Consider the following 25191-nt stretch of genomic DNA (forward strand, 5'->3'; position numbering starts at 1 on the left):
GAGACATCAATGGAAGACCTGTTCCTGCGCGCGCTGCCGTTGCTGAGGCTAGCCATGCTCACTACACTTGCACTCGGATTCATTTCGTTCGCGGTCGGATCGGCGCTCGGACTTTTGATAGCACTTGCCCGGATCAGTAGCATCAGGCTTGTCCGCACAGCTGCGTTCATCTATCTGTCTATTTTTCGCGGAACGCCGCTGCTGCTGCAGCTCCTCGTTGTCTATTTTGGTTTGCCGACTTACGGCATTACGCTTGGACCCTTCGAGGCGGCAACGGTCGCCCTGACTATTTTCGTTGCAGCCTATCTCAGTGAAGATTTCCGCGGCGGGTTGCTTGCCGTTGACAAAGGGCAATGGGAGGCGGGCTTATCGCTCGGGATGGGGTACTGGAAAATGCAGCAACGCATCATCCTTCCGCAAGGGCTGCGGATCGCCATCCCCCCAGTATCCAGTCGACTTATCGGGCTGATGAAAGATACATCGCTAGCGTCTACGGTGACCGTCGTGGAAATGACGCGCGTGGCAAATCAGGTTGGTGCATCGACGTTTCGTTACATGGATATGTTCCTGATTGTCGGCGGCCTTTATTGGATTATTAGTCAGGTTCTGACGATCGCGCAGACGTATCTCGAAGGCGTACTTGTCCGGAGGTACGGATGAAAGAAGATAGGACCGTCTTGCGCGCCAGCAATCTGCACAAACGCTTTGGTGACCATTTAGTGCTCAAAGGAATCAGTTTTGATGTGAAACCAGGTGAGGTTATGGTCATCATGGGGTCCTCCGGTTCCGGTAAAACCACGCTGATACGTTCTTTGAACTTCTTGGAGATGCCCGACAGCGGAACTGTCAAAGTTTGCGACATCGAGGTCGAATGCAATCCGGCATACGCGGGGCAATTGGACCGTTGTCCACGAACGCTGCGCAACCAGATGGAGTTGATTCGTCGAAATACGGCGATGGTTTTTCAATCATTCAACCTGTTTCCGCACATGACCGCTCTTGAGAACGTGATGGAAGGGCCTGTCAGTGTCAAGCGTATATCGCGTAGCGTGGCGAAAGCGCGCGCACTTGTGTTGCTTGAGCGAGTCGGACTAAGCGATAGGGCTGACGCATACCCAAGGCATTTATCTGGCGGCCAGAAACAACGGGTTGCCATTGCACGAAGCTTGGCGATGGAGCCGCAAGTGATCTTCTTTGACGAGCCGACGTCGGCGCTTGACCCTGAGTTACGGGACGAAGTGTTGAATGTGATGAGGGAACTTGCCGACGCGGGAATGACGATGTTGATTGTGACGCACGAACTGCGCTTCGCCCGCGATGTTGCAGATCGAATTCTTTTTATGGAGGGAGGGCAGGTCCTGCATGACTGCCGCGCAGAGCAGTTCTTCGCCGACTCGAACAACGATCTGCGCACGAAGCGTTTCCTTGGCAAGCTCGCCACCTAACAATCACGCGATAAGAGGCCGGACATGCATCGATCATTTCTTGATTTGCGCCAGATGAAGTTCATCGGCACGTTCCTCGTCAGCCTGACGATCGGCATGAGCACAGTGCACGCTCAGGGGGACAATGCGCTGCAGCGTCTCCGGCAGGCGAGCAGCATAACAATCGCGAATACACAAGCGAGCCCGCCATGGAGCCAAATTGATGACCAGAATCAACCCGCAGGTTACGACGTCGATGTTGCCACCGAGGTAGCAAAACGAATCGGTGTGAAAAAAGTTACATTCATCGCAGATACGTTCTCGAATTTTATCGATGGTCTGCGTGTGGGTAAGTACGATATCGTAGTAAACAGCATGGCAGCAACGGCACCGCGGAAGAAGATCGTCGACTTTTCCGCGCCCTATGCGCCGCAGGAATTTCGGATCTGGGTGAGCGACAAGGTTATCGGTATCAATGGCGTGAACGACCTAGCCGGCCGTGATGTCGGCGTGGAGGCTGGCACCTCGAATGAAGTCTGGGCTCGTGCGCACCTCACTAGTTCGAAGATACATTCCTACGACAACGGTGGCTTCTTGTACAACGACCTTGCAAGCGGTCGTATAGATGCGGTCATTGAGTCCCACTTCGCTGGCCTGAAGGAAAAGCAGATCAACCATCTGCCGATTCACGAGTCGGGACCAGTGCTGACAATTTCGTTGGGATGCGTCGCGATTTCCAAGAATCAACCGGAACTCGTCGACGCGATCAACCAGGCCATCGGTGACATGATTGCAGACGGTACGCTCGAGCGCCTTGGTCACAAGTGGTTGGGCGCAGATTACGACGTCGTAGGAGACATCCACAAGGCGACCCAGCCTCCGGGTTAACAGCTTGTTTCGCGCCGGCCGTGGCGATTATCGCGCGACCGAATCAACGTTCCACTTGTCACCTGACTATCAGGACCTGAGTATGAGCAACCCCATCAGCAGTGAAATTAACTTTGATGAGAATGGCAAGCACACCGGCTATCTGCGTCTTCCCCATTCTGTGCATCGTTCCGCATATGGCTGGATTCCTATACCGGTCGCGTCTATCCGTAACGGGGACGGTCCTGCCGTACTCATCAGTGCGGGTAACCACGGTGACGAATATGAAGGCCAGATAATTGTCGCGAGTCTGATCCGGGAGATTGAAGCGGACATGGTTCGAGGACAGTTGATCCTTTTGCCCATGGCTAATTATCCAGCAGCGCAGGCGGGCCTACGCACATCGCCGCTTGACGACGGTAACCTTAACCGCTGCTTTCCTGGCAACCCATCCGGCACGCCCACGCAAATCATCGCCGACTACATCGAAAACATCCTGCTCGCGCGGGCCGACTATCTTGTCGACATCCATTCGGGTGGAAGCTCATTGCTATACGACGGTGGCAACATGCTGGCGCTTTCGCCGCGGAGCCCCGACGAAGAAGTGAAAGTCAAAGGGATGCTCGCGGCTTTCGGTTTGCCTAAGGCGTTTTTGCACGCGCCGAACCCCGTCAACATTTCTGCTGCGGCACGGCGACAGGGCGCCATCTCCATTTTGACGGAACTAGGCGGTGCGGGGATGTCTGAGCGCAGCCTGATCGACCAAGGCCGGCAGGGTTTGCTCAATTTCCTCGGATATCTCGGCGTTTTGCAGGGCGACCTGGTTCCGGCGGGCCCTCCTGCCACGACACGTTTCCTTCGGGTCGAGGGTAAGCACCATTACGTCTATACTCGCGACGACGGACTGTACGAACCGCTCGCCGCACTCGGACAACGTGTCGCTCAAGGACAGCCCGCGGCTCGTATCCATTTCCCAGAGACACCTTGGCGCGAACCAATCGCACTGTATTTTGAAGGCAATGGGGAGGTGGCGTGCAAACGAGTGCAGGCCTCGGTGCGTCGCGGTGATTGTATCTATCAGCTTGCGGACGACGATCGCGAACATCAGAGATAGTTTGGCAGAACCACAAGTGAGGTAGTCGGAGTGGACGGAATAGACATGCACGCGACGGTCGGCCTCAAGACTGGCCATTTTTCTTCGGTGGAGTGTCACGTTTGATTCTACTTAGACATGGCACTGAATGAGTTTTCGGTAGGTATCAGCGACAGGCGCCGTCCTATCCTTGAGTGTCGTACTGTTTTAGATCGGTGATTCTTAGTGTAGAAGAACACCGTCGGTTACGGTTGCGTCACTTATGCAGTTGCTAGTCAAAGTTTTGCTCCAACCAGCCGACCGTTAGCTTGAGGACGCCTAGGCCAAAGTTCATCGAAGTAATTAGTGCGTTTTGATTCTGGGGAGAGGAAGTAGCGATTCAATGCGGGAGAGGCGGTTCCTTTTGCCTAAGCCAGTAGAGTATCGCGACTACATTGTTGATTTCCGTCCCGACAAGAATCGCAGTCGGGTATCTGACGATGTCCGTTCCAACTGCACAATGAGTATCAAGTGAGTGATTTTTGAGGGACCAAGCTGAGGCGCTCTTCGTTAGGGAGGCTCGGGTTTCGAATGGTTGCTTGAGATGTTGAGCAAATCTGACCACTGAGGCCTAAATAGGGTTGCTATACGTCTCTTTAAGCTTTCAGGGGCGCGGATGGGACTTGGGTCAATTGGTGCGATAGCAGCCCATCGGGGCGTAGCGGCGGCTACGTTGCGCCGCTGGCACCTCCAGGATCGGTTTCTGCCGGCTCGCCGGACGCTGGGCGGCCTCTCCGTCGATGCGGGCCGGATAACGTGCACGCCTCGCTGGGCCTCGCGCGGCGAGCGTAGGGGATGACTGTCTGTTACACACGGGTCTCATCACGCGAGCGGCTGGACTGTGCATGATGCTGAGGGGGGCGTGATTGACCGTCGCGGACAGATGTTGGCTGAACGTCTGCCACGCACCGGCATGGCCGTTCGTGTTTCGGCGCACGTCGAGTTACCTGCAAGGAAAGCCGGGATTCGCGGTTGGCTGTCTGGCGCAGCGTTCATGCGGCGTACGGAGGCGTGATGCGCGAGCGTTGACTCGCCACCCGGGGCGGCTCGCCGCGTCGGCGCACGACAGGCACCACGGGCTACGGCGGTGACGAAGTGCCTCTCAGTAGGGACAACCGCTACCCCTGCGACTCAAATCTGCACGTGCAGATTTGCACACCAGCGTAGATCAACTTCAGTCGCTGGATTGAATGGCGAATAGCGGTTTGTAGCCCGTCGAATCCATCCGGTCACATCGCTGCCAAGCTGGCAACCTACCAGTAACCCATGTGCGTCGACGTACTCAGTCACGCCTTACTAATTGTAACGTTAAGGCATTTGGTAGCACTTGACACAAGCTACTTGGCACACCCTTGACGCCAAGTGAACGAGTAATTTTCGAAAGCCGAGGCGGTTCAATCATCACCATAGTCATTCAATATTTCCGTTTGAATTTGAAAAAGCGGGATCGTTCGCTTTGGTAAAGTCGTGCGGTCGATGCGCTGGCTGCAGACACTACATTGCCTTTGCGATGAACGTAGGTGCACGAGCTGTCTTCTGAGGAGTTCAGGGTGACGAGATTTGCCAATTGCTCGACCATTCGTCCAGACCCGGACCGCATCAGTTCACCTTGAGCCGGGGGGGCACAACATTGCAACGATTCGATGGCGGCGTTGGGAACGCCGTCTGTATTGCTTCGCCAGATGCTCCGGCTCGCTATAACAATGGACGAGATAGTGGATAACGGGGCGTTCGTCAGGCGAATGATCATCCTCATGGGATAAACACGCTCTTTTGATACAAGCCATCTTTTTCTTGACACGTCTGAGTCTGAAGGCTCAGTCCTTGTGGCCGTTGGGCGCGTAGTCAGATAAGGAGAAGCGTTTTGGGTTGCAGACAAATGTGAAGCATGGCGCGTAAGCGCTTGCCGGTCAAAACCGTTTTCCTGGAGATTTTTCATGTCAAACTCGTCGGATACAGAAGCGAATGCCATCTTCACGAGCACGTCCCGTTCCGGATATGAACTGCTTGCAGACCCAATGCTCAACAAAGGCACCGCCTTTACTGAGTCGGAGCGTGATACATTCGACCTGCACGGACTCTTGCCGCCGAACATTGGCACGCTCGAGGAACAGGCCTCTCGCCGTATTCAGGTTCTAAGGGGGCTGGAGACAGACATTGAGCGCTACGCTTTCCTGCGAGATCTACAGGACACCAACGAGACGCTGTTCTTCGCATTACTCGTGCAGAATCTCGAAGAGTTGCTTCCTATTGTGTACACGCCGACAGTCGGCGCAGGCTGCCAGCAGTTCAGCCGCCTGTTTCGCAAGCCGCGTGGTCTCTTTCTGAGCATGCCGCACAAGAATCGCGTCGAGGCGATCCTCGCACATCCTCGGTTCGACCAGGTACAGGCAATTGTTGTGACAGATGGGGAACGCATTCTCGGGCTGGGCGACCAAGGCGCAGGCGGTATGGGTATTCCTATCGGTAAGCTAGCGCTATATACAAGCTGTGGCGGTCTTCATCCTGCTACAACCCTACCGATCATGCTCGACGTTGGCACCGACAATCAGGATTGTCTTAACGATCCGCTCTACGTCGGCTGGCGCCACGAGAGAGTTCGTGGAGACGAATACGATGAATTTATCGAGGTATTCGTTAATGCTGTTGCGAAGCGGTGGCCGCATGTACTGTTGCAATGGGAGGACTTCGCCAAAGGCAACGCGACCCGAATGCTTGAACGCTACCGCAACCGTCTTTGCACTTTTAACGATGACGTTCAAGGTACTGCGTCCGTCGCAACCGGCACGCTCCTTTCGGCAATCAACGTCACTGGCGTTCCGCTGACGGAACAACGAATCGCCGTGATGGGGGCGGGCTCTGCCGGTTGCGGGATTGCCAGCCTTATTCGCAAAGCTATGACTGAGGCTGGCCTGCCCGATGAAGAGGCCGCTAGACGCTTTTTCATGGTTGATCGTGACGGCTTGCTGGTCGACGGGATGGAGGGAATCGCTACTTTTCAGCAACCGTTTTTGCAGGACAGGTCCATCGTTGCTAACTGGACGCTCGATCATCCCGATCGAGTTGCGTTGCTGGATGTAGTGCGAAACGCGAAGCCAACGGTGCTGATTGGCGTATCCGGCCAGGCCGGAGCTTTCTCCGAGACCATCGTTCGCGCGATGGCGGAGCACAACGAGCGTCCGGTGATTTTTCCGCTTTCTAACCCAACTTCCCGAGCCGAGGCCACGCCAACTGATCTGCAGAAGTGGACTGACGACAGGGCAGTTATCGGCACGGGCACGCCGTTTGCCCCCATCGAGCGCAATGGTGCGAAGTTCAAGGTCGACCAGACCAACAACTCCTATATCTTTCCCGGCGTGGGACTTGGAGCAATCGCGGTCAAGGCCTCGCGCATAAGCGACGAAATGTTTATGGCGGCCGCGAAGGCGCTCGCAGCAGCTTCGCCCGCCCGGAACGATCCTAAAAGAAATCTGTTGCCCCCGGTTTCATCGTTGCGCGAGGTGTCTCTCACAGTCGCGCTCGCAGTCGCGCTGCAAGCGCATAAGGAAGGGCTGACCGGCGGTATGAGCACCGACGAGATTGAGAGCCGGATTCGCGGGGAGATCTGGATTCCGCGCTACTCTTCTTACAAGCGAATCGACCTCCGTTCGGTTTAAGCCTGCAACCAATTGGGAGTATTGTTTTGCTCAACACGATCCTCAACGGGTTGCTACCGATAACATTCGTCATAGCGCTAGGCTGGTTTTCCGGTCGCATAGGTTTATTGAAACACGAAAATGCTGACGTTCTAGCGACTCTGGTCATCCGTTTTGCATTGCCATTCGCGCTGTTCGAAGGAGCGGTAAAGACGTCCCCGGACAAGCTCCACAACGTCGGTTTTGCACTATGCCTAACGTTTGGACTAATGGGTACCTACGCGATTGCGCTCGGCGTAGGTCGCTTTGTGTTCAGACATGATCTGCGTACAGCAACCATGCAGGCGCTGGTGTGTGCTTTTCCGGATATGGCCTACTTTGGTGCGCCCATTCTGGCCGCCGTCTTCGGGCCAGAGGGGTTTCTGGCAGTTCTGGTTGGCAATCTCATCACGAGCATCTTCATGCTGCCATTGACGATTATTCTGACTCATGCTGAAGATAAGAGTGATGGCGGTGGTGGTAAACCGGACATTGCGCGAATCTTCGCTCAAAGCGTCGGGCGCGCTGTGACGAATCCGATTGTCTGGCTACCGATCTCGGGAATGGTCCTGAGCTTTTGTCACGTCACGTTACCAGGTCCAGTGCTGACTTCCATCGATCTGATAGCCAAGGCAGCCGGGGGTACGTCGCTTTTCGCACTCGGGCTAATGCTCTACGGTGAGCGTTTTGTCATTAACGCCAACGTGCTAGCTAATCTTGGCATCAAGAACTTCTTGCAGCCGGCATTGATGGCGATTGGCGCTGTCCTGTTCGGTGTGGCCGGCCCACCGGCGCACCAAGCCATTATCACAGGAGCAGTGCCGACGGCAACAGCTGCTGCGATGTTCGCGCTCAAGAGCGAAACCTATACCGCCAACGCTACCGCGACTATTCTGATCAGTACGATTCTTGGCGTCTTAACCGAAGGCTTGCTAATCGCATATTTTTTCTGAAAGGTATTGATACGGGAGCATGAGCCACCGCCGTGAGCAAGGTCGCCTTGCGGTTAGGTTCCAGTTTATCCGTGAGTCAGCCAGAAAAGTTCGACCTTCGGGCTGGAGATGAAAGACTATTGAGGGCAAGCGCAACCCTGATCGCTCAGTTTTCCAAAGCAAAACCGCGACGTGTCCATACGGGGAAGCAGCCGCGCTGGCACGTGCGGTACACAACCCAGCTTCTCCACCCACGGTCGAAAGGCAAACGCGTGGCGATGCTGCGGGAGCGTGATCGAACCATGAGAAAAAAGGTGGCAGCCAGACGAAGAAGCCGGTGTGCGAGCCGAAAGGGAGGGATACCTCGCCAAAGACAAGCCTGATCGTCAGACCGCGTTCAGCAGCCGTCTGTTATGGTCCATTGTATTTTGGCTCCTCACAGTTATCCGAGCGATATCGCTTGTGCTGCCGTTGCGCCTCCTGATTGCGGCTGCCATGCACCGCCAGCGCTAGGCCCCTTCGGTTCGAGGCTGATCGAGCGTGGTGGGCAATTGCCCAAGCTGTCGGAACAGCGATAGCCATCCGTAACGCTGTCCCAACACTTAAACAGATGCCCAACGAAATCCCAGAATCACAAGCTATTTGTAATGAAGTTTCTCGCAGTGCGATTTTTATCGTTGCGACGATCTCGAGTGGTCTCGACCCCGCTGCCAAGGTGCGCGAGTGGTGCGGCGACATTGCCGCCCTCGTGCGTTCGGTCGGGACACGCGCGCCTTCCGGTGGCCTGTCGTGCGTATGCGGCTTCGGCTCTGATGCGTGGGACACACTATTCGGTGCACCTCGTCCAGCCCTTTTGCACCCATTCCGGGACATCGGCGAGGGTAATCGTCGCGCCCTCGGTACACCAGGCGATATCCTGCTGCACATTCGCGCCGATCACATGGACCTCTGCTTCGAGCTGGCCAGCCAGCTACTCGGTCCACTTTGCGACGCAGTGACGGTGGTCGATGAAGTGCACGGCTTTCGCTATTTCGACATGCGCGACATGGTGGGCTTTGTCGATGGTACCGAGAACCCAAGGGGCAGCAGCGCCGACCAGTTCACCCTGATCACTGACGACCCGGGCTTCGAGGGCGGCAGTTATGTTCTCGTGCAGAAGTACCTGCACGACATGGACGGGTGGAACGCACTGTCCGTTGAAGCCCAGGAGCGCATTATCGGCCGCAAAAAGTTGTCGAACGTCGAGCTCGACGCGGCGGTCAAACCCTCATGCTCCCACAGCTCGCTGACCACCATCACCGAGAACGGCGAGGAAGTGAAGATCGTGCGTGACAACATGCCGTTCGGCCGCCTCGGTGCGGGCGAATTCGGCACCTACTTTATCGGCTACGCACGCTCGCCTTCGCCGATCGAGCAGATGTTGCAGAATATGTTTATTGGACGGCCGCCGGGCAATTACGACCGGCTGCTCGACTATAGCCGCGCGGTTACGGGCGGACTCTTCTTTGTACCCTCGGCCGACCTGCTCGAATCGCTCGCGAATCGCGAAGCGCCAACCGTCACAACCGCTATCGAACAACAGCCGGACAAGTCTTCGCCGGTCGAACCGCGCCACGACGGATCGTTGATTATTGGCTCTCTCAAGGGAATGTCCCAACATGAATAACTTGCATCGCGAGCTCGCCCCCATTTCCATAGTCGCATGGTCACAGATCGAAGCCGAAGTGGCCCGCACCTTCAAACGCAGCGTCGCCGGCCGTCGCGTAGTCGACGTCGAGAGCCCTGGCGGAACGAAACTGTCCGGCGTCGGCACAGGGCATCAGATCGCGATATCCGCGCCGCAGCAGGGCGTTGTGGCGAAGCTCGCCGAGGTCAAGTGCCTGGTGCAATTCACCGTACCGTTTGAGTTGTCGCGCGAGGCAATCGACAGTGTCGCACGCGGCGCCAACGACGCCGACTGGCAGCCCGCGAAAGAAGCCGCGAAACAGCTCGCCTATGCCGAAGATCGTGCGATTTTCGACGGCTACAAGGCTGCGGGCATCGGCGGAATTCGGGAAGGTTCGTCGAATCCGGCGCTCGCGTTACCAGCCGACATCGGCGATTATCCGCATGCCATTGGCAACGCTCTCGAAGAGCTGCGGCTCGCCGGCGTGGATGGCCCGTATTCGGTACTGCTTGGCGCGGACGCGTATACGGCGCTGAGCGAGGCGCGCGATCAGGGCTATCCGATCATCGAGCACATTAAGCGGATCGTGAACGGCGACATTGTCTGGGCACCTGCGCTTGCCGGCGGTAGCGTGTTATCCACGCGTGGCGGCGACTTCGAGTTGCATCTTGGCGAAGACGTGTCGATCGGTTATCTGAGTCATACCGACGAGATTGTGCGTCTCTATCTGTGTGAAACGCTGACCTTTCTGATGCTGACAAGCGAAGCATCGGTATCGCTGACACTGCCCGAGTGAAGGCGCATTGACTCTAACGGCTCGGGTGAGTCGCTCGCGCGAACCTGCTCGCCCGGTTTGCTCCGACCAACGGCGAGTGAGCGCCCGATCCAATTGTGCGATTGCATAAATGAGCGGCCGCTTTAATGGTAGCCAGTATCTCCCTCCCGCGCCTTCCGGGAAATACGCGGTGGTAGATGGAAACGACCATAAGCGTGTCGCCGGTGCCGTTTTGACGCAGAGGTGAGTTACGTGTGTGAGGGTTTCGGAGCAGCAACGGCTTACGGCGTGAGGTCTTCGACGCGATTGAGCGGATGATTTGCGAGGCGAGCGAATGCGCGGTGCAGATATATCTCAAGATAGACGTCGTTGAGTTTCGCGGTGTCGATCAGGCTTTAGATAGCCGTGGCACGCTCGCTGCCAGAGTCCACCTCAGTCCGCATTCGGAAGTACGCTCTTGCTGTACAGGAAAGACGATGGTGAACCGAGGACTACGTGGCCGTCGGCCGTTGAACCATACTTCAGCCGACGGAGAAGCAACAATTGATTGCTATTATGGTGTCAGTGGCTAAAGAGAACTGAAGAAAGAGTTATTCAATAGCATTCGCATCTATTTCGCTGGTCGTTTAGCACGGTTTTGTGAAGAAAACCAGGTGCTATTTTGAATTGCCATCAGTTTGGTTTACCAAGCAGACTTGCATATGACTAAGATACGGGGATATTTGCGCGAAGCGAGGCTACACGGTGCGTCCAAAGATCGAGGTCCGTTGCTTGAGCCGCCGACTCGAAATGTCTCGATGTTGACGTAACGACTGCTAATCTAAGCTTGGTATATTCCCTGCATCTTGGAAGGGAAAGGTCGAGTCGTGGCGCAGTTCGCTCGACTGGCGCTACAAAATTCCAAGAATGCGCCACCAAAAGTAGTCCAGCGGTAGTAGACATAGCACGGAAATGGCGGCTAGCGCTAGGCAGAGTTTTGCGCCGTCCTTCATCGAGACATCGGCTAGATGCATGGCAATCATCATTGGCGGCGACTGATAGGGCAGAAATACGGTCGAGAAAACAGGCACCTGTAGCATGAGCACCGTATATATCGGCAATCCGCTTGCGTGCGCAAGTTGTCCAGCGAGTGGTGTGAGCACCGCGGGCAGCGCCGGAAGAGTCGTCAGGAGACCGATCCCCGCTCCGATCAGCAGGACCTGCATCGCATTCATTGAATAATTGCCCTGCACCATGTGCGTCCAGTTCAACAACGCTTTTGCTGTTAGTTCCCCCAGCCCACTCTGGGAGATCAGAGCACCTAGTCCGAGGAAACCAGCGACGTAAACGAGAGGGGCTATCTGAACCTGTTCCGCGAAGTCCCTGGCGGAGATGATTCGCGTTTGCGGCAGCAGGCAGATGACGCCGGCTCCAAAGCTTACCCATGCAGGAGAGACCCCATGCCAGAAGTCAGTCGCATAGCACAACAATGAAAGTAACAACAACATGACAAGCATTCGCTCGCGTGGCGACATACACGTGGGTGGCACCTCGACGGTTTGTGACGACTCGACACGGTCGGGGAAAAGTCGGCCAATGAGCCAGATCAGCGCCACGCTTTTGAGCGCGCCTAACACTGGGAAATGAAGCAGGAAATACGGCCCGTAGTAGAGGCGTATACCGTAGAGTGTCTGCGCTGCGCCGAGAAGCAGGGAATTGGGGATATTTGCCGGAAGAATTGCGGTCGGCGGCATATAGCTCGCAGCCGCGACCGCCATGATGATTCCCGTACGCCCCGGGCGTCCGGGCTCGAACCCCAGCCGGTCTGCGAGCGTCATCGCAATGGGCGTGAGCAACATCACTCGACCACTTGTCGACGGCATTACGAATGCTAATGCTATGGAGACAACCACCACTGCGGCTATGTAGTGTCGGTAACCTCTAAGATTCATCGCTAGCAGTAACCGGCTGACCTGATTCGCAGCCCCCGTGGTTCGTATCGCAGCGCCTGTAATCATGCCGCCGAAGACTAACCACCAAGCCGGTGATGAGAATCCACTGAAGACGATAGAGGGGGCGGCCACGCTGAACAGCATCGTGAACAGAAAAAACATCAAGCTCGTTAGCGGCTCTTTGAATAATCCGATTGCCCATGAACATATCGTGAAGAGCGTGAGAATAGCGGCTCTCGATGTACCTACGGGATACCCGTGAAGCATTGGAACGTAGCCGCAGAGCGTCATAGCTACCACGAGCCATATCAGAAGCAACGTTGTGCCTGCCTCCCGCTGCGGCCTCGGCGGACGCGTGTCTTCCGGTTGCTTGAGCTTATCGGGCAATGCGGCGTCTCCGATCTCCGAAATTTCCGTTGAGCCTATCATGGCTTCTATCTCTCCTAGCGTCCCGCTCATCGTAGGGTGATTTACAATGTCACAAGTTCGTTTAAGTGACGTTTATTTACGAAACGATGCCACGACGTACGTTCTACGACCCGCTGCCTAAGCACACCCCGACGGCCGAAGACCCGATCATGGTGCATCTGCGTCAACCGCCGGTCGACGGGCTAATTGGTTGGCACCGTCACCCGTGGGGGCAGTTGACATGTCCGCGGCAAGGCAGCATCCGCGTGAGCGTTCCTGGGATGATGTGGATTGTGCCAATCTACCGTGCAGTCTGGATCCCACCCGGGACCGACCATGAGATTGTCGTCCTTGGGCAGGTTGAGTTTCACGCACTGTACGTCGATCCGTGCGTGTCGCCGCTGAGGCTTGACGGATGTTTAGTCCTTGAGGTGTCTCCGCTAATGCGAGAGCTCGTTCATTCGCTGGCGGACAAGGTCGATGGGGCCAACAAACATCGGCAGCTTGCGACGCAGCTATTAATTGAGGAGATCCGCGAGGCACACACCTTGCCGCTGGGATTACCGCTGCCCGCTGACCGTCGCTTGCGGGCACTTTGCACGGCGATGATGGAAGACCCGGGTTCGTCCCGCACGCTGGACGAATGGGCTCCGGTGGTCGGCGCCAGTAAGCGAACGCTCGCGCGATTGTTTGAAAGCGAGCTACAGACAAGCTTCGGCGTCTGGCGCCGCCAACTGAGACTCGCTAGGGCAATCGATCTTATCGGTCGCTCGGTGCCAATCGTGGAAGTCGCGGCTCAACTTGGCTACGCAAATGCTTCTGCATTCTCGACCATGTTTCGTCATGCTCTTGGTGTGGCTCCATCTCAACTGGTCAAATCGATTGTTTCGCTGCATCGGTAAGAGCAATCAATTTGTCTGCGTTACATCATGTGTTCAGAACAGCCTCACGCTGACTAGGCGTGACGTCTTTTCGGAGCAGCGAGAAACTCTTCGTCCGTGGCGGATCGCCAAACGCTGCAGTCTCGGTCCCCCGAGATGGTCTACGTTGAAATAAGTTCCGGCTACGCCGTAAAGCATGTCGAACGTGACGCGACGCTCCGGCGCGTGGTCTAACGACAGAAAGGCGCTCCAGTGACGTTTACCCCTGCGGAGGCACTAAGTGAGCGCGATGTTCAGGAGTGGCGCTTTGGCCAATTCCGCACGGTCGTGATTGGACGTCTCGTGGCTGCCACAGCGTTGGTCGTCATTCACTTAGCGGCTGGATCGCGCTGGTCTATCGAGAAATTTAAATGGGTGCTGCGTCGTGATAATGTAAAAAAACCGTGTCATTTCGCGAGACCGTACGCGTTTCGCCGTGAAAAACTAAGCCGCCGATGCGGGGACTGGGAGTGTTGCGCAATGGCGTCCTGCAACGGCGACGCGGCGAGTTCCGGGTCTTAAGGCCGGTCGGCGCGGCATGTCGTAGGGGCCAGATTAGGTGCGGGTGCACGAGCATACGTCCCCCGCCACGCCCTAGGCCATTGAGTAGGAGGTTGGTGCGACTTCCGGTCAACTGCAAGTTGACTGCAGTTTGTCTTGCATAGCCATGGTTCTAGAAGGGGGTAGATAAAGTGGTTCAACGCATTCTCGAAGCCGGTCAGATTGAGGCCCTCGATCGATCGGCGATTCCACGAATCCGCATCCCTGAACGTTCGGCGACGTTTGCGGCGCGCGCGTCACGCTTGCGACAACTTGCAGGCAACGACAACCCAATCGGCGATTACCTCCATCTGATGGCCGTGCTCGCCGACGCGCAGCAAAAAGCCATCGCCGGCTTCAAGGCTAAGTCGCCCAGCGCTGATTCGATCGCTCGTGCCCAGCGGCATTCCATGCCATTGATACCTGCGCTGCTGGGCGCTCGTGACCCTATTTGGCGCGACGTCTTCGCGTGGCTGATCGATGAGGTCGACTTGGGTGGTCTCCGTACACCGGTACCAACGCAAATCCTTGCGCGGTTGCGCGCCCTTGATACCGCCGAACTCGATACGCAAGCTGACGCGATCCTCGCGAAGCGCTTCGCCGAAGTCGATCCGGTTGGCGCGCCCTTTATCATGGCGGCATTGCAGGTCGTCTGGACCGACCTCGCAAGCAACATCGACGCACGCGACGTGCCTTATGTTGGAACTCTTTCGCTTTGTCCGGTTTGCGGTTCACAGCCCGTGGCCAGCATGGTGCGACTTGGAGGCGCCTACGAGGGACACCGTTTCTTGCAATGCGAGCTCTGCGCTACGGAATGGCACATGGTCCGCGCGAAATGCTCGAACTGCGATTCGACCAAGGGCATAAAGTATCAGGCATTGAGCGCAGCTGAATTGAGCTACGAAACAAGTTCGGCAGACGCAAAAAATATCGCGTTAAAAGCTGAATCGTGCGACGAGTGTCGCGCGTATCGCAAGATCGGATACCAGGAGAAGGACAATGGCTTTGAGCCATTCGCCGACGACCTTGCGAGTCTCACGCTGGACCTCCTTATGGCAGAGGAGGGATATAGCCGGGCCTCGCCGCATCCATGGTTATGGGCCAAACATGTTGAAGAACACGCCGGACCGGTTCCGGGGGCCGCATAACGCGACCAGGGCGCCGGCGAGTGACCGAAATGACGGGTGGCGAGTTTGCCGTCGGTGGAACGGCTAAAGGAACCGGTGTATTTCCGGCCTTACTGGACGAATTCGCGATGAAGACGCATCCCTCGCAGAACGTTGAGAGGTGCGCGCGTGATTATCGGGCCCACAGGGCAGATCAATCGAGGCACAACTACCTGAGTACACGCGCTGACCGGTGCAGGCATACATTGTCGCAAGGAAGAAAAGATGTGCAACATTCCATTGGATTGGGCTGGGCGCATTTTTTCTCTGGGTAGAGTTGACTTGCGCTGGATGATTGACGTGCCCAGTCAACAAAAATCGGCGCACAATGCCGGCTGGTCTCTGTGCAGTTGTTCGACGCGAAACAAGGCTCAGTCATGGCCGGGTACGTCCTCGCAGGTGATACGCTGCCATTCGTCATCCTTGATGGGAGCGCGTTCAGTCGCGAGCGCACGTCCAGGATTCTTGGGGTTCGTTCATCACTTCGAATATACTCGGTCTCGGAGCGACCGGCGTCTCGATCGTTCCAGTAACCTTTGGTTTTGAAGTACCTTAAGCGCGTCGCCGAAGCTTTTCATTTCCGCCTCTACGCTAGTTTTGCTTGGTAGCAAGGAAGGCATTCGCATCCGGTGGTGCGGCTGGGCTTCAAACCCAGTTGAGGACGTCAGTCGTTCTCAGGTCGGTTCGACTCCGGCTGCTTTCCGCCCTAAGGATTTGTTGCAAATCGAGATTTTGATTTTGCTTTCCATTGCGGGAATGGAGACACCTCGCCACGCCAGTGAGCCTCGGATCGTTGTTGGATTTGGGGCGTGTCACTAAGGCGCGCGCCGCTTAGTGTCTTTGAAACCAGCGCTGCGCCGGCAACGGAGGTTATGAATTTTCAATCACCGATCTTCGATGGTTGAGATCTGTCAAATAGTCGACTTTGCTAGACATGAAAGGGAAGGGCATGGTGTGGAAGCCATGCCTCTAGGAACTCCGAAAATGGCATTGCGCCATTAGTTCCATTCAGGCCTTTAAAACACCCATGCTGCTGCGTCCCTTACGACCTTTGACGCCACTCGTGCCGCTGAGACCTCTGATTTCGCAAGGCGGATAGTCAACCATTGCTTTTAAGGCTGGGCTTGACCCATCGTGAAAAAGCAAGAAGCCCCGCGCGATGAGCTGGGCGAGGCCTGAAGACAACGTGTGCTAAATGCAAAATGTGACGTATGCCGTAACGACCGCTGTCAAGTAGACTGTCTGGGAATTTGAGGTCAAATGGTGGTTCCCCAGCGGGCACCCATTTTTTTACGATTGCCAGCATAGCTTCTACGGCTTTGTCGATAATGGCGGCAGAGTCGGGCGAGTCAGTGGTAGTGCCCGGAGATTCAAGCCCGAATAGAATCAAGAATTGCTTCATTTCTGGATATTCGATTCTGACCGGCAGCGTGACGGTTCCAATCTGCTGTCCATTTTTCTCGATAACCAATTGCACGCCAAAGTGCAGTACATTTCCATCAAATTTGGTCAGGTCCCGGATGTCAGTGACAGGTTGCCAGTCGTCGTGCAGCGGATTCAACAATTGCGCTTTGCCACCAATCAGCTTTGCTTTCAGTGCTTTGAAAAACGCAAAGGCCGCATTTTGGGTATAACCGTGTAGGTTCTGGTGATATTCAAGCTTAGTCAGGAACAGCTCTTGGACGGCATTCGCCATTTCTTTGCCTCTAGTTGATCGTGTTCGCCCCCGTGGGCAGTTGTAATGGCATCAGCGCTCACGCGCGGCTGGGTACTCCCCAACTTCGCAAATCAAAACTATTTGCTAAAACCAAGAAGTTCACCGGACGGCGGTGCGCGTCTTGATCTCGCAAATCCGCCCACGGGGCTCGAGGACGCATGCTGCCGCAGCGGGAGTATCCCCTGTCGTGGGCAGAAGTCTGCTGAACGTGTGTCGCAGGCATTTTCGGCTACCCGCGTTCCGGTGTGGGATAGTCGCCATAGTCTCGAGCCACCTACAAGCAGAGCGCATTTCGTTTCCGCGGCAACGAAAGGATTTTGGATATCGGAATTCTTATTTCACGTCCAGAAGGACGAGTCGGCGGTGAGCAGAGAGCACGTGGGATGCCAATTGAGACGAAAGTTGCGTTACTGCGACGTGCAATTTCAAAAAAAGAGTGATTTCCGTAAATTGGATTAGGAATGCTGCCGTCACAATTGGAGGCAGGACAGGAGTCTCGCACTTCAAAAGAAGTTTTTTTGATCAGAAGGCGCCCGCTAGGCGAATCAGAGTCTTACGGAAAGGATCAAACGTATGGATGTCATGACAAGACGGCAGTTCCTGAAAGTGTCGGCCGCTGCGGTGACGGGATCTAGCTTGGCACTGATGGGTTTCTCGCCGACGGAGGCGCTCGCAGAGGTGCGGCAATACAAGCTACTGCGAACCACAGAGACGCGTAATACGTGCACTTACTGCTCGGTTGGCTGCGGCATCCTGATGTATGGTCTTGGCGACAATGCCAAGAACGCAAAATCGAACATCATCCATATCGAAGGCGACCCCGATCACCCGGTCAATCGGGGAACGCTTTGTCCGAAGGGCGCGAGCCTGATCGATTTTATTCACAGTAAGGGACGCCTGACACATCCGGAATACCGCGCGCCGGGCTCGAATGAATGGACACGGATTTCGTGGGATGACGCCCTCGACCGTATCGCGAAAAAGATGAAGGATGACCGCGACGTCAACTTCGTCGAGAAGACTGCGGAAGGCAAAACAGTAAACCGCTGGCTTACAACCGGGATGTTAGCGGCGTCGGCGGCAAGCAACGAGGTGGGCTACGTAACCCATAAAATTGCCCGGAGCCTTGGACTGCTCGCATTCGATAATCAGGCGCGAGTTTGACATGGCCCGACGGTGGCAGGTCTTGCCCCGACGTTTGGCCGTGGAGCGATGACGAACCATTGGGTCGACATCAAGAACGCAGACGTGATTCTTGTGATGGGCGGCAATGCCGCAGAAGCGCACCCTTGTGGCTTCAAGTGGGTGACCGAGGCTAAAGCACACCGCAAGGCACGATTAATCGTGGTCGACCCGCGATTTAACCGGACGGCGTCCGTGGCGGACTATTACGCTCCGATACGTACCGGTACTGACATCGCCTTCCTTGGAGGGGTAGTTAACTATCTATTGACGCACGACAAAATCCAACACGAGTACGTGCGGAATTACACGGACTTGCCGTTTATCGTGCGGGAAGACTTTGGTTTCAAGGATGGGTTGTACTCGGGCTACCAACCTGAGGAGAGAACCTATGACATGACAAGTTGGGACTATGAGCGGGGGGCTGACGGCTACGTGAAAGTTGACCCATCGCTAGCGCACCCGCGTTGTGTGTTCCAGTTGATGAAAGCGCATTACTCGCGATATACGCCCGAGATCGTCGAGAGTATCTGCGGCACGCCCAAAGACAAGTTTCTGCGTGTATGCGAGATGCTTGCTTCTACTTGTGCCCCCGATCGTGCTGGCACGATCCTGTACGCGCTCGGATGGACGCAGCACTCGGTTGGCTCTCAGATGGTGCGCGCGGGCGCAATGGTGCAGTTGCTTCTCGGTAACGTCGGGCTCGCCGGCGGCGGGGTTAACGCGCTACGTGGCCACTCCAATATTCAAGGGCTCACCGACTTGGGGCTTCTTAGCAATATGCTGCCGGGCTATTTGACGCTGCCAGGCGACGCTGAGCAGGACTATGATAAATACATCGAGGCGCGGGCATTGAAGCCGCTGCGGCCGAATCAGCTCAGCTATTGGAGCAACTATCGTGCTTTCTTCGTGAGTCTCATGAAGTCATGGTACGGCGAGGCGGCCACAGCTCAAAACAATTGGGGTTATGACTATCTTCCGAAACTAGACAAATCGTACGATTTGCTGCAGGCCATTGAGCTCATGGCTCATGGAAAGATGAACGGCTATATTTGCCAGGGCTTCAATGTGATTGCCTCCGCTCCCGATAAGGCAAAGGTAGTTGACGGGCTCGCCAAGCTGAAATGGCTCGTCATCATGGATCCGCTCGCTACGGAGACCTCCGAGTTTTGGAAGGACTACGGCGAATTCAATGATGTGGATTCGTCGAAGATTCAGACCGAAGTGTTCCGGCTGCCCGCAACGTGTTTCGCAGAGGAGGACGGCTCGATCGTCAGTTCCTCGCGAGTGTTGCAATGGCACTGGAAGGGCGCGGAGCCGCCTGGTGAGGCGCGCAGCGACCTCGAGATCATGTCGGGCATTTATACGCGCATACGCAAACTGTACGAACAGGATGGAGGTACGTTTTCTGCACCAATCACTAACTTGAGTTGGCCGTACTCGAACCCGCAAAGCCCGAGGCCCGACGAGCTTGCGCGCGAGTATAGCGGCCGTGCAGTGGTTGCAATCACGGACCCGAAGGATCCGGCCAAGGTGATTGTTAAGGCCGGCGACCAGTTACCTGGTTTTGCGCAACTGAAGGATGATGGGAGCACCGCAAGCGGTTGCTGGATTTTCTGCGGCGCATGGACGCAGGACGGCAACCAGATGGCGCGCCGCGACAACTCCGATCCTACCGGCATCGGGCAGACGCTTGGCTGGGCATGGTCATGGCCCGCGAACCGGCGGGTACTGTACAACCGCGCGTCGTGCGACGTGTCAGGAAAGCCATTCGACTCCACCCGCAAGTTGATTTCGTGGGATGGCGCGAAGTGGGGCGGAGCGGATGTACCGGACTACAAGGTCGACGAGGCGCCAGAACTCGGGATGGGACCGTTCATCATGAATCCGGAGGGCATCGCTCGGTTCTTCGCGCGGGCCGGGATGAACGAGGGGCCATTCCCAGAGCATTACGAACCGTTCGAAACGCCACTCGGCTATAACCCTCTACATCCTAGACACCCCGACGTGACGAGTAACCCGGCCGCGCGTGTGTTCCCGACGGATAGGGCCAATTTCGGAAAGGCCGCTCAGTTCCCGCATGCCGCGACCACTTACCGAATCACCGAGCACTTTCACTTTTGGACCAAGCATGCTCGGCTGAATGCGATTGTGCAGCCAGACCCGTTTGTGGAAATCGGCGAAGAGCTTGCAAGAGAGATAGGGGTGGTTGAGGGCGATCGAGTCAGAGTGTCGTCGAATCGTGGGCATATTCTGGCGGTCGCTGTAGTCACCAAGCGTATCAAGCCACTATTGATTGAGGGACGGAAGGTGCAGACCGTCGGGATTCCACTGCATTGGGGGTTCAAAGGCCTGACAAAACCAGGCTACCTCACCAACACGCTGACGCCATCCGTTGGCGACGGTAACACGCAGACACCGGAATTCAAGTCGTTCCTTGTCAAGGTCGAGAAGGTATAGGGGGAAGGGATGGCGTTGCAATCACTCGACATCAAGCGCGTGTCGGCGACCACATTACCCCCGGCGGGCGATAGGGTGCCGGTTGCGGGAGCAGTTGCCAAGCTGATCGACGTATCAAAATGCATCGGCTGCAAGGCATGCCAGACCGCGTGCATGGAATGGAATGATCTGCGCGACGAGATCGGTAACAACACTGGCATTTACGACAACCCGCGAGACCTGAGCGAGCATTCGTGGACCGTCATGCGGTTTTCCGAGTACGAGAACGCCGAGGGCGATCTCGAGTGGCTGATCCGCAAGGACGGTTGCATGCATTGCGAGGATCCCGGCTGTCTCAAGGCATGTCCGTCGCCGGGGGCGATCGTGCAGTACACGAACGGCATCGTGGATTTTCACGAGGAAAACTGCATTGGTTGCGGGTACTGCGTGACCGGCTGCCCGTTCAACGTCCCGCGAATCTCCAAGCAGGACAATCGGGCCTATAAATGCACGCTGTGTTCGGACCGCGTCGCAGTCGGTCAGGAACCCGCTTGCGTGAAGACATGCCCGACCGGCGCCATCATGTTTGGGACCAAGGAAGACATGAAACAACAGGCCGCAGATCGAATCGTGGATCTGAAGGAGCGCGGCTTCGAGAATGCAGGTTTGTACGACCCAGTGGGTGTGGGCGGCACGCACGTGATGTATGTGCTACATCATGCCGACCGTCCGATGCTTTATCACGGACTCCGGCTGAACCCGAAGATCAGCGCTATGGTGTATCTGTGGAAGGGGATAGCGAAACCGCTCGCGCTTGCGGGCATCGCGTTCGCGGCGCTCGCAGGCTTCTTCCACTACACGCGAGTTGGACCAAACGAAGTGAGTGCGGCCGAGGAAGTCGAGGCGGAGCACGCATCGGATGAAGCCCGCAGGGAGCGCACAGATGAAACCCGATGAACTGACCGATCTTCGCGACATGAATGGTAATAGGCTGATCATTCGCTACACACCGAACGAGCGGAGTAGTCACTGGATCACGGCGATCAGTTTCGTGCTGCTCGCATTGTCTGGACTTGCGATGTTTCATCCGGCGATGTCGTGGCTCTATGCTTTGCTGGGTGGGGGGCAGTGGACGCGAATTCTGCATCCGTTCATTGGCTGCGTGATGTTTCTTTCATTCCTGATTCTCGGGCTTCGATTCTGGCACCACAACTACCTGGACAGTGGCGACATCCAGTGGATGATGCAGATACAAGATGTGCTCGCTAACCGGGAGGAAAAGCTGCCGGAGATCGGCAAATACAACGCCGGGCAGAAGCTCCTGTTCTTCACGATGGTGACATGTCTGATACTGTTGCTAGCCAGTGGCATCGTGATTTGGCGTCGCTATTTTTCGTATTACTTCACGATCGAGATCATTCGGTTCGCAGCGGTAGTTCATGCAACTGCAGCATTCGTACTTATCGTGGGAATCGTCGTGCATGTCTATGCGGCGTTTTGGATCAAGGGGGCGATAGGTGCTATGACGCGCGGGACCGTGACATTGGGTTGGGCGAGAAAGCACCATCCGCGATGGTTCAAGGAGATCATCGGGAAGTGAATTATTTCGGGCCGAAGGCCGAAGCTTCGTTTGAACCGCAATTTTTCAATTGAGCCCTTGGTGCTCGGGCCCAGGTGCAACCGGTTCAGTCCAGCGACGCATTGCCGAAGGATCGAAATCGACGTCTGCCTTTCCTCAAACCAGACCCGAGTATTCGCCAAGAAAAGTAGCTTGATTGGTGACAGCAAGAATCGTCTGATCCCAGCAACCGAGGGTCGCATGCGGACCGGTTGAAGATGGAATTCCCAATCGAACAATATGTTGTGCGATTGTCGAGTACATTCCAACGCGCGCCCCGAAGTACGAGCGGATCGTACGGAGTCAGCCACTCGAGCGACGGAATGGAAAGTGGTAACTTGTCTGATTCAAGTGCCGCACCTTGATATTTCGTCACGACGGTGAACGCAATGTCGACCCTGACGCTACCAAGTAACCGCCGTATCGACGAATAGTCACACTCGCATTTCAAAGGAGTCGCGACATGTCAATCATCCGAGACCCCGATCTTGCCGACGTCCTCCTAAGTGCGACCGACGAGGATGTCAAATTTTTGATTGATGTTATTACCGACAATGGCAAAGGGCGCATCTCTCTTTCTTCCTCTGTCTGCCATCGATTGACTATGGCGAAAGAGACCGGGGTATCTGAACTAGCCCGAGCTATGGTAGCCGAGGAACTGACGCGATTTGGTGGAAACTCGCTGATGAACATCTTCCGCGGCGGCGACGGCGTCTCTTACAAAACACTTTTGTCGGAAGTCGCTAACCACTTGGGCGCGGCGAAAACAACGGGGAGTGACTGCGCTGAAATCGAACTGGCCATTGTCCGGAAGTTTTTTGAGCATTTGATCGGTCGGATGAGCGAAGAGGACAGGATGACCTTATTCCAGTCGATTGGTGCGATATATCGTCCGGGAATGGGTCCGGCGGCCCTCGCGGCGTTAATTGCTACGCTAGGGCTATCGGGTGTTGCGTCTTACCGGCTTGCCGCAGTTGTAGCGGGCGCCACGATGAGTCATCTGATCGGCCGTGGTGTCGTCTTGGCTATAGGTTCATCTACCTTGTCCGAAGGACTGGCTGTGCTGGCTGGTCCCCTTGGTTTGGCAATCACGGGTATATGGGTGGTGCTCGACCTCGCGAGCCCGGCCTATCGCGTGATAGTTCCATGTGTCATTCAGATCGCCCACATGAGACAGAAGATGATGCTCAGGCCGAACCCCGCTTGACACCGCTCGTTCGGTCGAGCCTACGACTTTCGGGCCTAGAGTGGCCGGGCACGGTACCTCGTGGAAACCGACCGTCAAACTGACAACGCTTAAGAGCTCTGAATCGATGACGGATGATGCGCGAGTGCGGTCACTTCCAACTTCATGTACGGAAAGAGCGGCAAACTTGAAAGAATAGTGTGTAATTCGTCATGCGACTCAACGTCGAAAATGCTGTAGTTCGCATACTCTCCGACGATGCGATGTAGCTGCTGCCATTTCCCTTGCCGTTGAAGATCCTGAGAGTATTCCTTTTCGCGAGCTTTGATTTCGTTAGCCTGCACTGCTGGCATCTCTTGGGGTAGGTGTACATCCATTCTTACAAGGTAAAGCATGATTCATCCTCATGAATGTGCCTCTTCCAGCCGGTGAGCCGGCAGAAAAATGCGGGGTAGTTGGTTTTGCCTTGAATGTCCAGCCTCAAACGTTTTTGTCACGCCGGTAGTAAGCCAGTTTCTCTTCGTCGATATGGAGACCTAGACCCGGACCTTCCGGCAGGTGAAGATCAAAGTCCCGATACTGCGGGCGCATTGTGACGATGTCATCCTTCAACAGGAGCGGTCCGAATAGTTCGGTACCCCAAGCAAGTTGCGGGAGCGCGCTGAATCCATGTGCCGATGCAATCGACCCAATGCTGCCCTCAAGCATCGTGCCGCCATACAGGGACACGCCGGCTGCATCCGCAATGGCGGCTGTGCGCATCATTCCGTAGATTCCGCCGGACTTCGCGATCTTCAGCGCAAACACATCCGCGCAGGCGCCGCGCACAAGTTCAAGGGCATCTTCCGGGCCTGTCACCGCTTCGTCGGCCATGATGGGTACGATAAAACGCGATGCAAGTCTCGCGAGTGCGCCGCGCTGCTCTCGCGGAGTGGGCTGCTCGATGAGGTCGATGCCGGCAGCTTCGAGCGCTTCGATGCCCAGCGCTGCGTCAGCCTCATTCCAGGCCTGATTTACGTCGACGGTGACTTTGGCGCGGTCGCCGAGTGCAGCTTTGATTGTCGACACGTGCGCTACGTCATCACGAACGCTACGCCGGCCGATCTTCAGCTTGAAAGTGTTGTGGCGACGTTCGGCGAGCAGCGTTTCCGCTTCGTCGATATCGCGTTGGGTATCGCCGCTTGCGAGCGTCCACAGGACCGGAAGCGTCTTGCGGACAGCGCCGCCAAGAAGCGTTGAAACGGGAACGCCGAGGCGCTTGCCCTGAGCGTCCAGCAAAGCTGTCTCGATTGCACACTTGGCAAACCGGTTGCCGCGGGCGACCTTGTTCAGTTTGAGCATGGCGTCGTTGATGTTGGTCGCGTCCATGCCAACGATTGCAGGTGCAAGATAAGTGTCGATGGTCAGCTTGATGCCTTCGGGACTCTCTTCGCCGTACGACAAGCCGCCAATCGTAGTCGCTTCGCCAATGCCTTCGATGCCATCGCTCGAGCGCAGACGGACGATGACTAAGGTTTGTTGCTGCATCGTCGCCATGGCTAGCTGATGCGCGCGAATGGTTGGGAGGTCAACCAGAATCGCTTCGACGGAGGTGATTTGGGCGTTCATACCTGG

At 56.1% G+C, this 25191-nt stretch carries 20 protein-coding genes and 1 tRNA gene; 15 read left to right on the forward strand and 6 right to left on the reverse strand.

The window, feature by feature from the left end; all coding sequences use genetic code 11:
* Window positions 1-9: 9 nt before the first annotated feature.
* The 4 genes from FQ705_RS11795 (at window position 10) to FQ705_RS11810 (ending at window position 3405) form a co-directional block, all read left to right on the forward strand.
* A complete protein-coding gene (locus FQ705_RS11795) occupies window positions 10-660 on the forward strand; it encodes an amino acid ABC transporter permease (RefSeq protein ID WP_144140938.1) in 651 nt (216 codons plus the stop codon).
* The gene (locus FQ705_RS11800) at window positions 657-1445 is read left to right on the forward strand and encodes an amino acid ABC transporter ATP-binding protein (protein ID WP_144140940.1); all 789 of its coding nucleotides are present in this window, start codon (window positions 657-659) and stop codon (window positions 1443-1445) included. Before FQ705_RS11795 ends, FQ705_RS11800 begins: the two co-directional genes overlap by 4 nt.
* Window positions 1446-1469: 24 nt before the next feature.
* Window positions 1470-2312 carry a transporter substrate-binding domain-containing protein gene (locus FQ705_RS11805; protein ID WP_144140942.1) on the forward strand — a complete coding sequence of 281 codons (843 nt, stop codon included), beginning with the start codon at window positions 1470-1472 and terminating at the stop codon, window positions 2310-2312.
* Between the two features lie 82 nt (window positions 2313-2394).
* Window positions 2395-3405 carry a succinylglutamate desuccinylase/aspartoacylase family protein gene (locus tag FQ705_RS11810; protein ID WP_144140944.1) on the forward strand — a complete coding sequence of 337 codons (1011 nt, stop codon included), beginning with the start codon at window positions 2395-2397 and terminating at the stop codon, window positions 3403-3405.
* A 1432-nt stretch (window positions 3406-4837) separates the two neighbouring features.
* Here the strand turns inward: FQ705_RS11810 and FQ705_RS11815 are convergent.
* The gene (locus FQ705_RS11815; protein ID WP_144140946.1) at window positions 4838-5362 is read right to left on the reverse strand and encodes a hypothetical protein; all 525 of its coding nucleotides are present in this window, start codon (window positions 5360-5362) and stop codon (window positions 4838-4840) included.
* Between FQ705_RS11815 and FQ705_RS11820 the strand changes: the two genes are divergently transcribed.
* The 4 genes from FQ705_RS11820 to FQ705_RS11835 all read left to right on the forward strand — a co-directional run bounded on the left by FQ705_RS11820 (window position 5361) and on the right by FQ705_RS11835 (window position 10491).
* On the forward strand, window positions 5361-7079 hold the full coding sequence (locus FQ705_RS11820) for an NAD-dependent malic enzyme (RefSeq protein ID WP_144140948.1): 1719 nt from the start codon (window positions 5361-5363) through the stop codon (window positions 7077-7079). The genes FQ705_RS11815 and FQ705_RS11820 overlap by 2 nt on opposite strands.
* 26 nt (window positions 7080-7105) lie before the next feature.
* A complete protein-coding gene (locus FQ705_RS11825) occupies window positions 7106-8050 on the forward strand; it encodes an AEC family transporter (protein ID WP_144140950.1) in 945 nt (314 codons plus the stop codon).
* A 589-nt stretch (window positions 8051-8639) separates the two neighbouring features.
* Complete coding sequence (locus FQ705_RS11830) at window positions 8640-9695, forward strand: Dyp-type peroxidase (protein WP_144140952.1); 1056 nt, start codon at window positions 8640-8642, stop codon at window positions 9693-9695.
* Window positions 9688-10491 carry a family 1 encapsulin nanocompartment shell protein gene (locus FQ705_RS11835; RefSeq protein ID WP_144140954.1) on the forward strand — a complete coding sequence of 268 codons (804 nt, stop codon included), beginning with the start codon at window positions 9688-9690 and terminating at the stop codon, window positions 10489-10491. Before FQ705_RS11830 ends, FQ705_RS11835 begins: the two co-directional genes overlap by 8 nt.
* A gap of 260 nt (window positions 10492-10751) precedes the next feature.
* Here FQ705_RS11835 and FQ705_RS11840 read toward each other — a convergent pair whose 3' ends face one another.
* The gene (locus FQ705_RS11840) at window positions 10752-10862 is read right to left on the reverse strand and encodes a transposase domain-containing protein (RefSeq protein ID WP_144142360.1); all 111 of its coding nucleotides are present in this window, start codon (window positions 10860-10862) and stop codon (window positions 10752-10754) included.
* A gap of 498 nt (window positions 10863-11360) precedes the next feature.
* Window positions 11361-12860: an SLC13 family permease gene (locus FQ705_RS11845; protein ID WP_313955668.1), complete on the reverse strand. Its 1500-nt coding sequence runs from the start codon at window positions 12858-12860 to the stop codon at window positions 11361-11363.
* A gap of 392 nt (window positions 12861-13252) precedes the next feature.
* Here FQ705_RS11845 and FQ705_RS34490 point away from each other — a divergent pair, with 392 nt between their 5' ends.
* The 3 genes from FQ705_RS34490 (at window position 13253) to FQ705_RS34055 (ending at window position 16139) form a co-directional block, all read left to right on the forward strand.
* A complete protein-coding gene (locus FQ705_RS34490; RefSeq protein WP_260854455.1) occupies window positions 13253-13711 on the forward strand; it encodes a helix-turn-helix domain-containing protein in 459 nt (152 codons plus the stop codon).
* Between the two features lie 710 nt (window positions 13712-14421).
* The gene (gene fdhE, locus FQ705_RS11855) at window positions 14422-15417 is read left to right on the forward strand and encodes a formate dehydrogenase accessory protein FdhE (RefSeq protein ID WP_144140958.1); all 996 of its coding nucleotides are present in this window, start codon (window positions 14422-14424) and stop codon (window positions 15415-15417) included.
* Window positions 15418-16046: 629 nt separating this feature from the next.
* Window positions 16047-16139 (forward strand) — tRNA-Sec (locus FQ705_RS34055).
* A 395-nt stretch (window positions 16140-16534) separates the two neighbouring features.
* Here the strand turns inward: FQ705_RS34055 and FQ705_RS11860 are convergent.
* Window positions 16535-17131, reverse strand: coding sequence for a hypothetical protein (locus FQ705_RS11860; RefSeq protein WP_144140960.1), 597 nt, complete (start codon window positions 17129-17131; stop codon window positions 16535-16537).
* Window positions 17132-17725: 594 nt separating this feature from the next.
* Between FQ705_RS11860 and fdnG the strand changes: the two genes are divergently transcribed.
* The 4 genes from fdnG (at window position 17726) to FQ705_RS11880 (ending at window position 23598) form a co-directional block, all read left to right on the forward strand.
* Complete coding sequence (gene fdnG / locus FQ705_RS11865) at window positions 17726-20794, forward strand: formate dehydrogenase-N subunit alpha (RefSeq protein WP_144140962.1); 3069 nt, start codon at window positions 17726-17728, stop codon at window positions 20792-20794.
* Between the two features lie 9 nt (window positions 20795-20803).
* Window positions 20804-21730, forward strand: coding sequence for a formate dehydrogenase subunit beta (fdxH, locus tag FQ705_RS11870; RefSeq protein ID WP_144140964.1), 927 nt, complete (start codon window positions 20804-20806; stop codon window positions 21728-21730).
* Window positions 21717-22373, forward strand: a complete 657-nt coding sequence (locus tag FQ705_RS11875; RefSeq protein ID WP_144140966.1) for a formate dehydrogenase subunit gamma — start codon at window positions 21717-21719, stop codon at window positions 22371-22373. The genes fdxH and FQ705_RS11875 overlap by 14 nt, the downstream gene beginning before the upstream one ends.
* A 481-nt stretch (window positions 22374-22854) precedes the next feature.
* The gene (locus FQ705_RS11880) at window positions 22855-23598 is read left to right on the forward strand and encodes a YaaW family protein (RefSeq protein ID WP_144140968.1); all 744 of its coding nucleotides are present in this window, start codon (window positions 22855-22857) and stop codon (window positions 23596-23598) included.
* Window positions 23599-23687: 89 nt separating this feature from the next.
* Here the strand turns inward: FQ705_RS11880 and catC are convergent, their stop codons facing one another.
* Both catC and FQ705_RS11890 read right to left on the reverse strand, forming a co-directional pair.
* Entirely contained in the window at window positions 23688-23972 is a 285-nt protein-coding gene (catC, locus tag FQ705_RS11885; RefSeq protein WP_144140970.1) for a muconolactone Delta-isomerase, read from the reverse strand.
* Window positions 23973-24057: 85 nt separating this feature from the next.
* Window positions 24058-25185: a muconate/chloromuconate family cycloisomerase gene (locus FQ705_RS11890; RefSeq protein ID WP_144140972.1), complete on the reverse strand. Its 1128-nt coding sequence runs from the start codon at window positions 25183-25185 to the stop codon at window positions 24058-24060.
* Between the last annotated feature and the right edge of the window lie 6 nt (window positions 25186-25191).

It is taken from the genome of Paraburkholderia sp. BCC1884, from assembly GCF_900996225.1.
Lineage (GTDB): Bacteria > Pseudomonadota > Gammaproteobacteria > Burkholderiales > Burkholderiaceae > Paraburkholderia.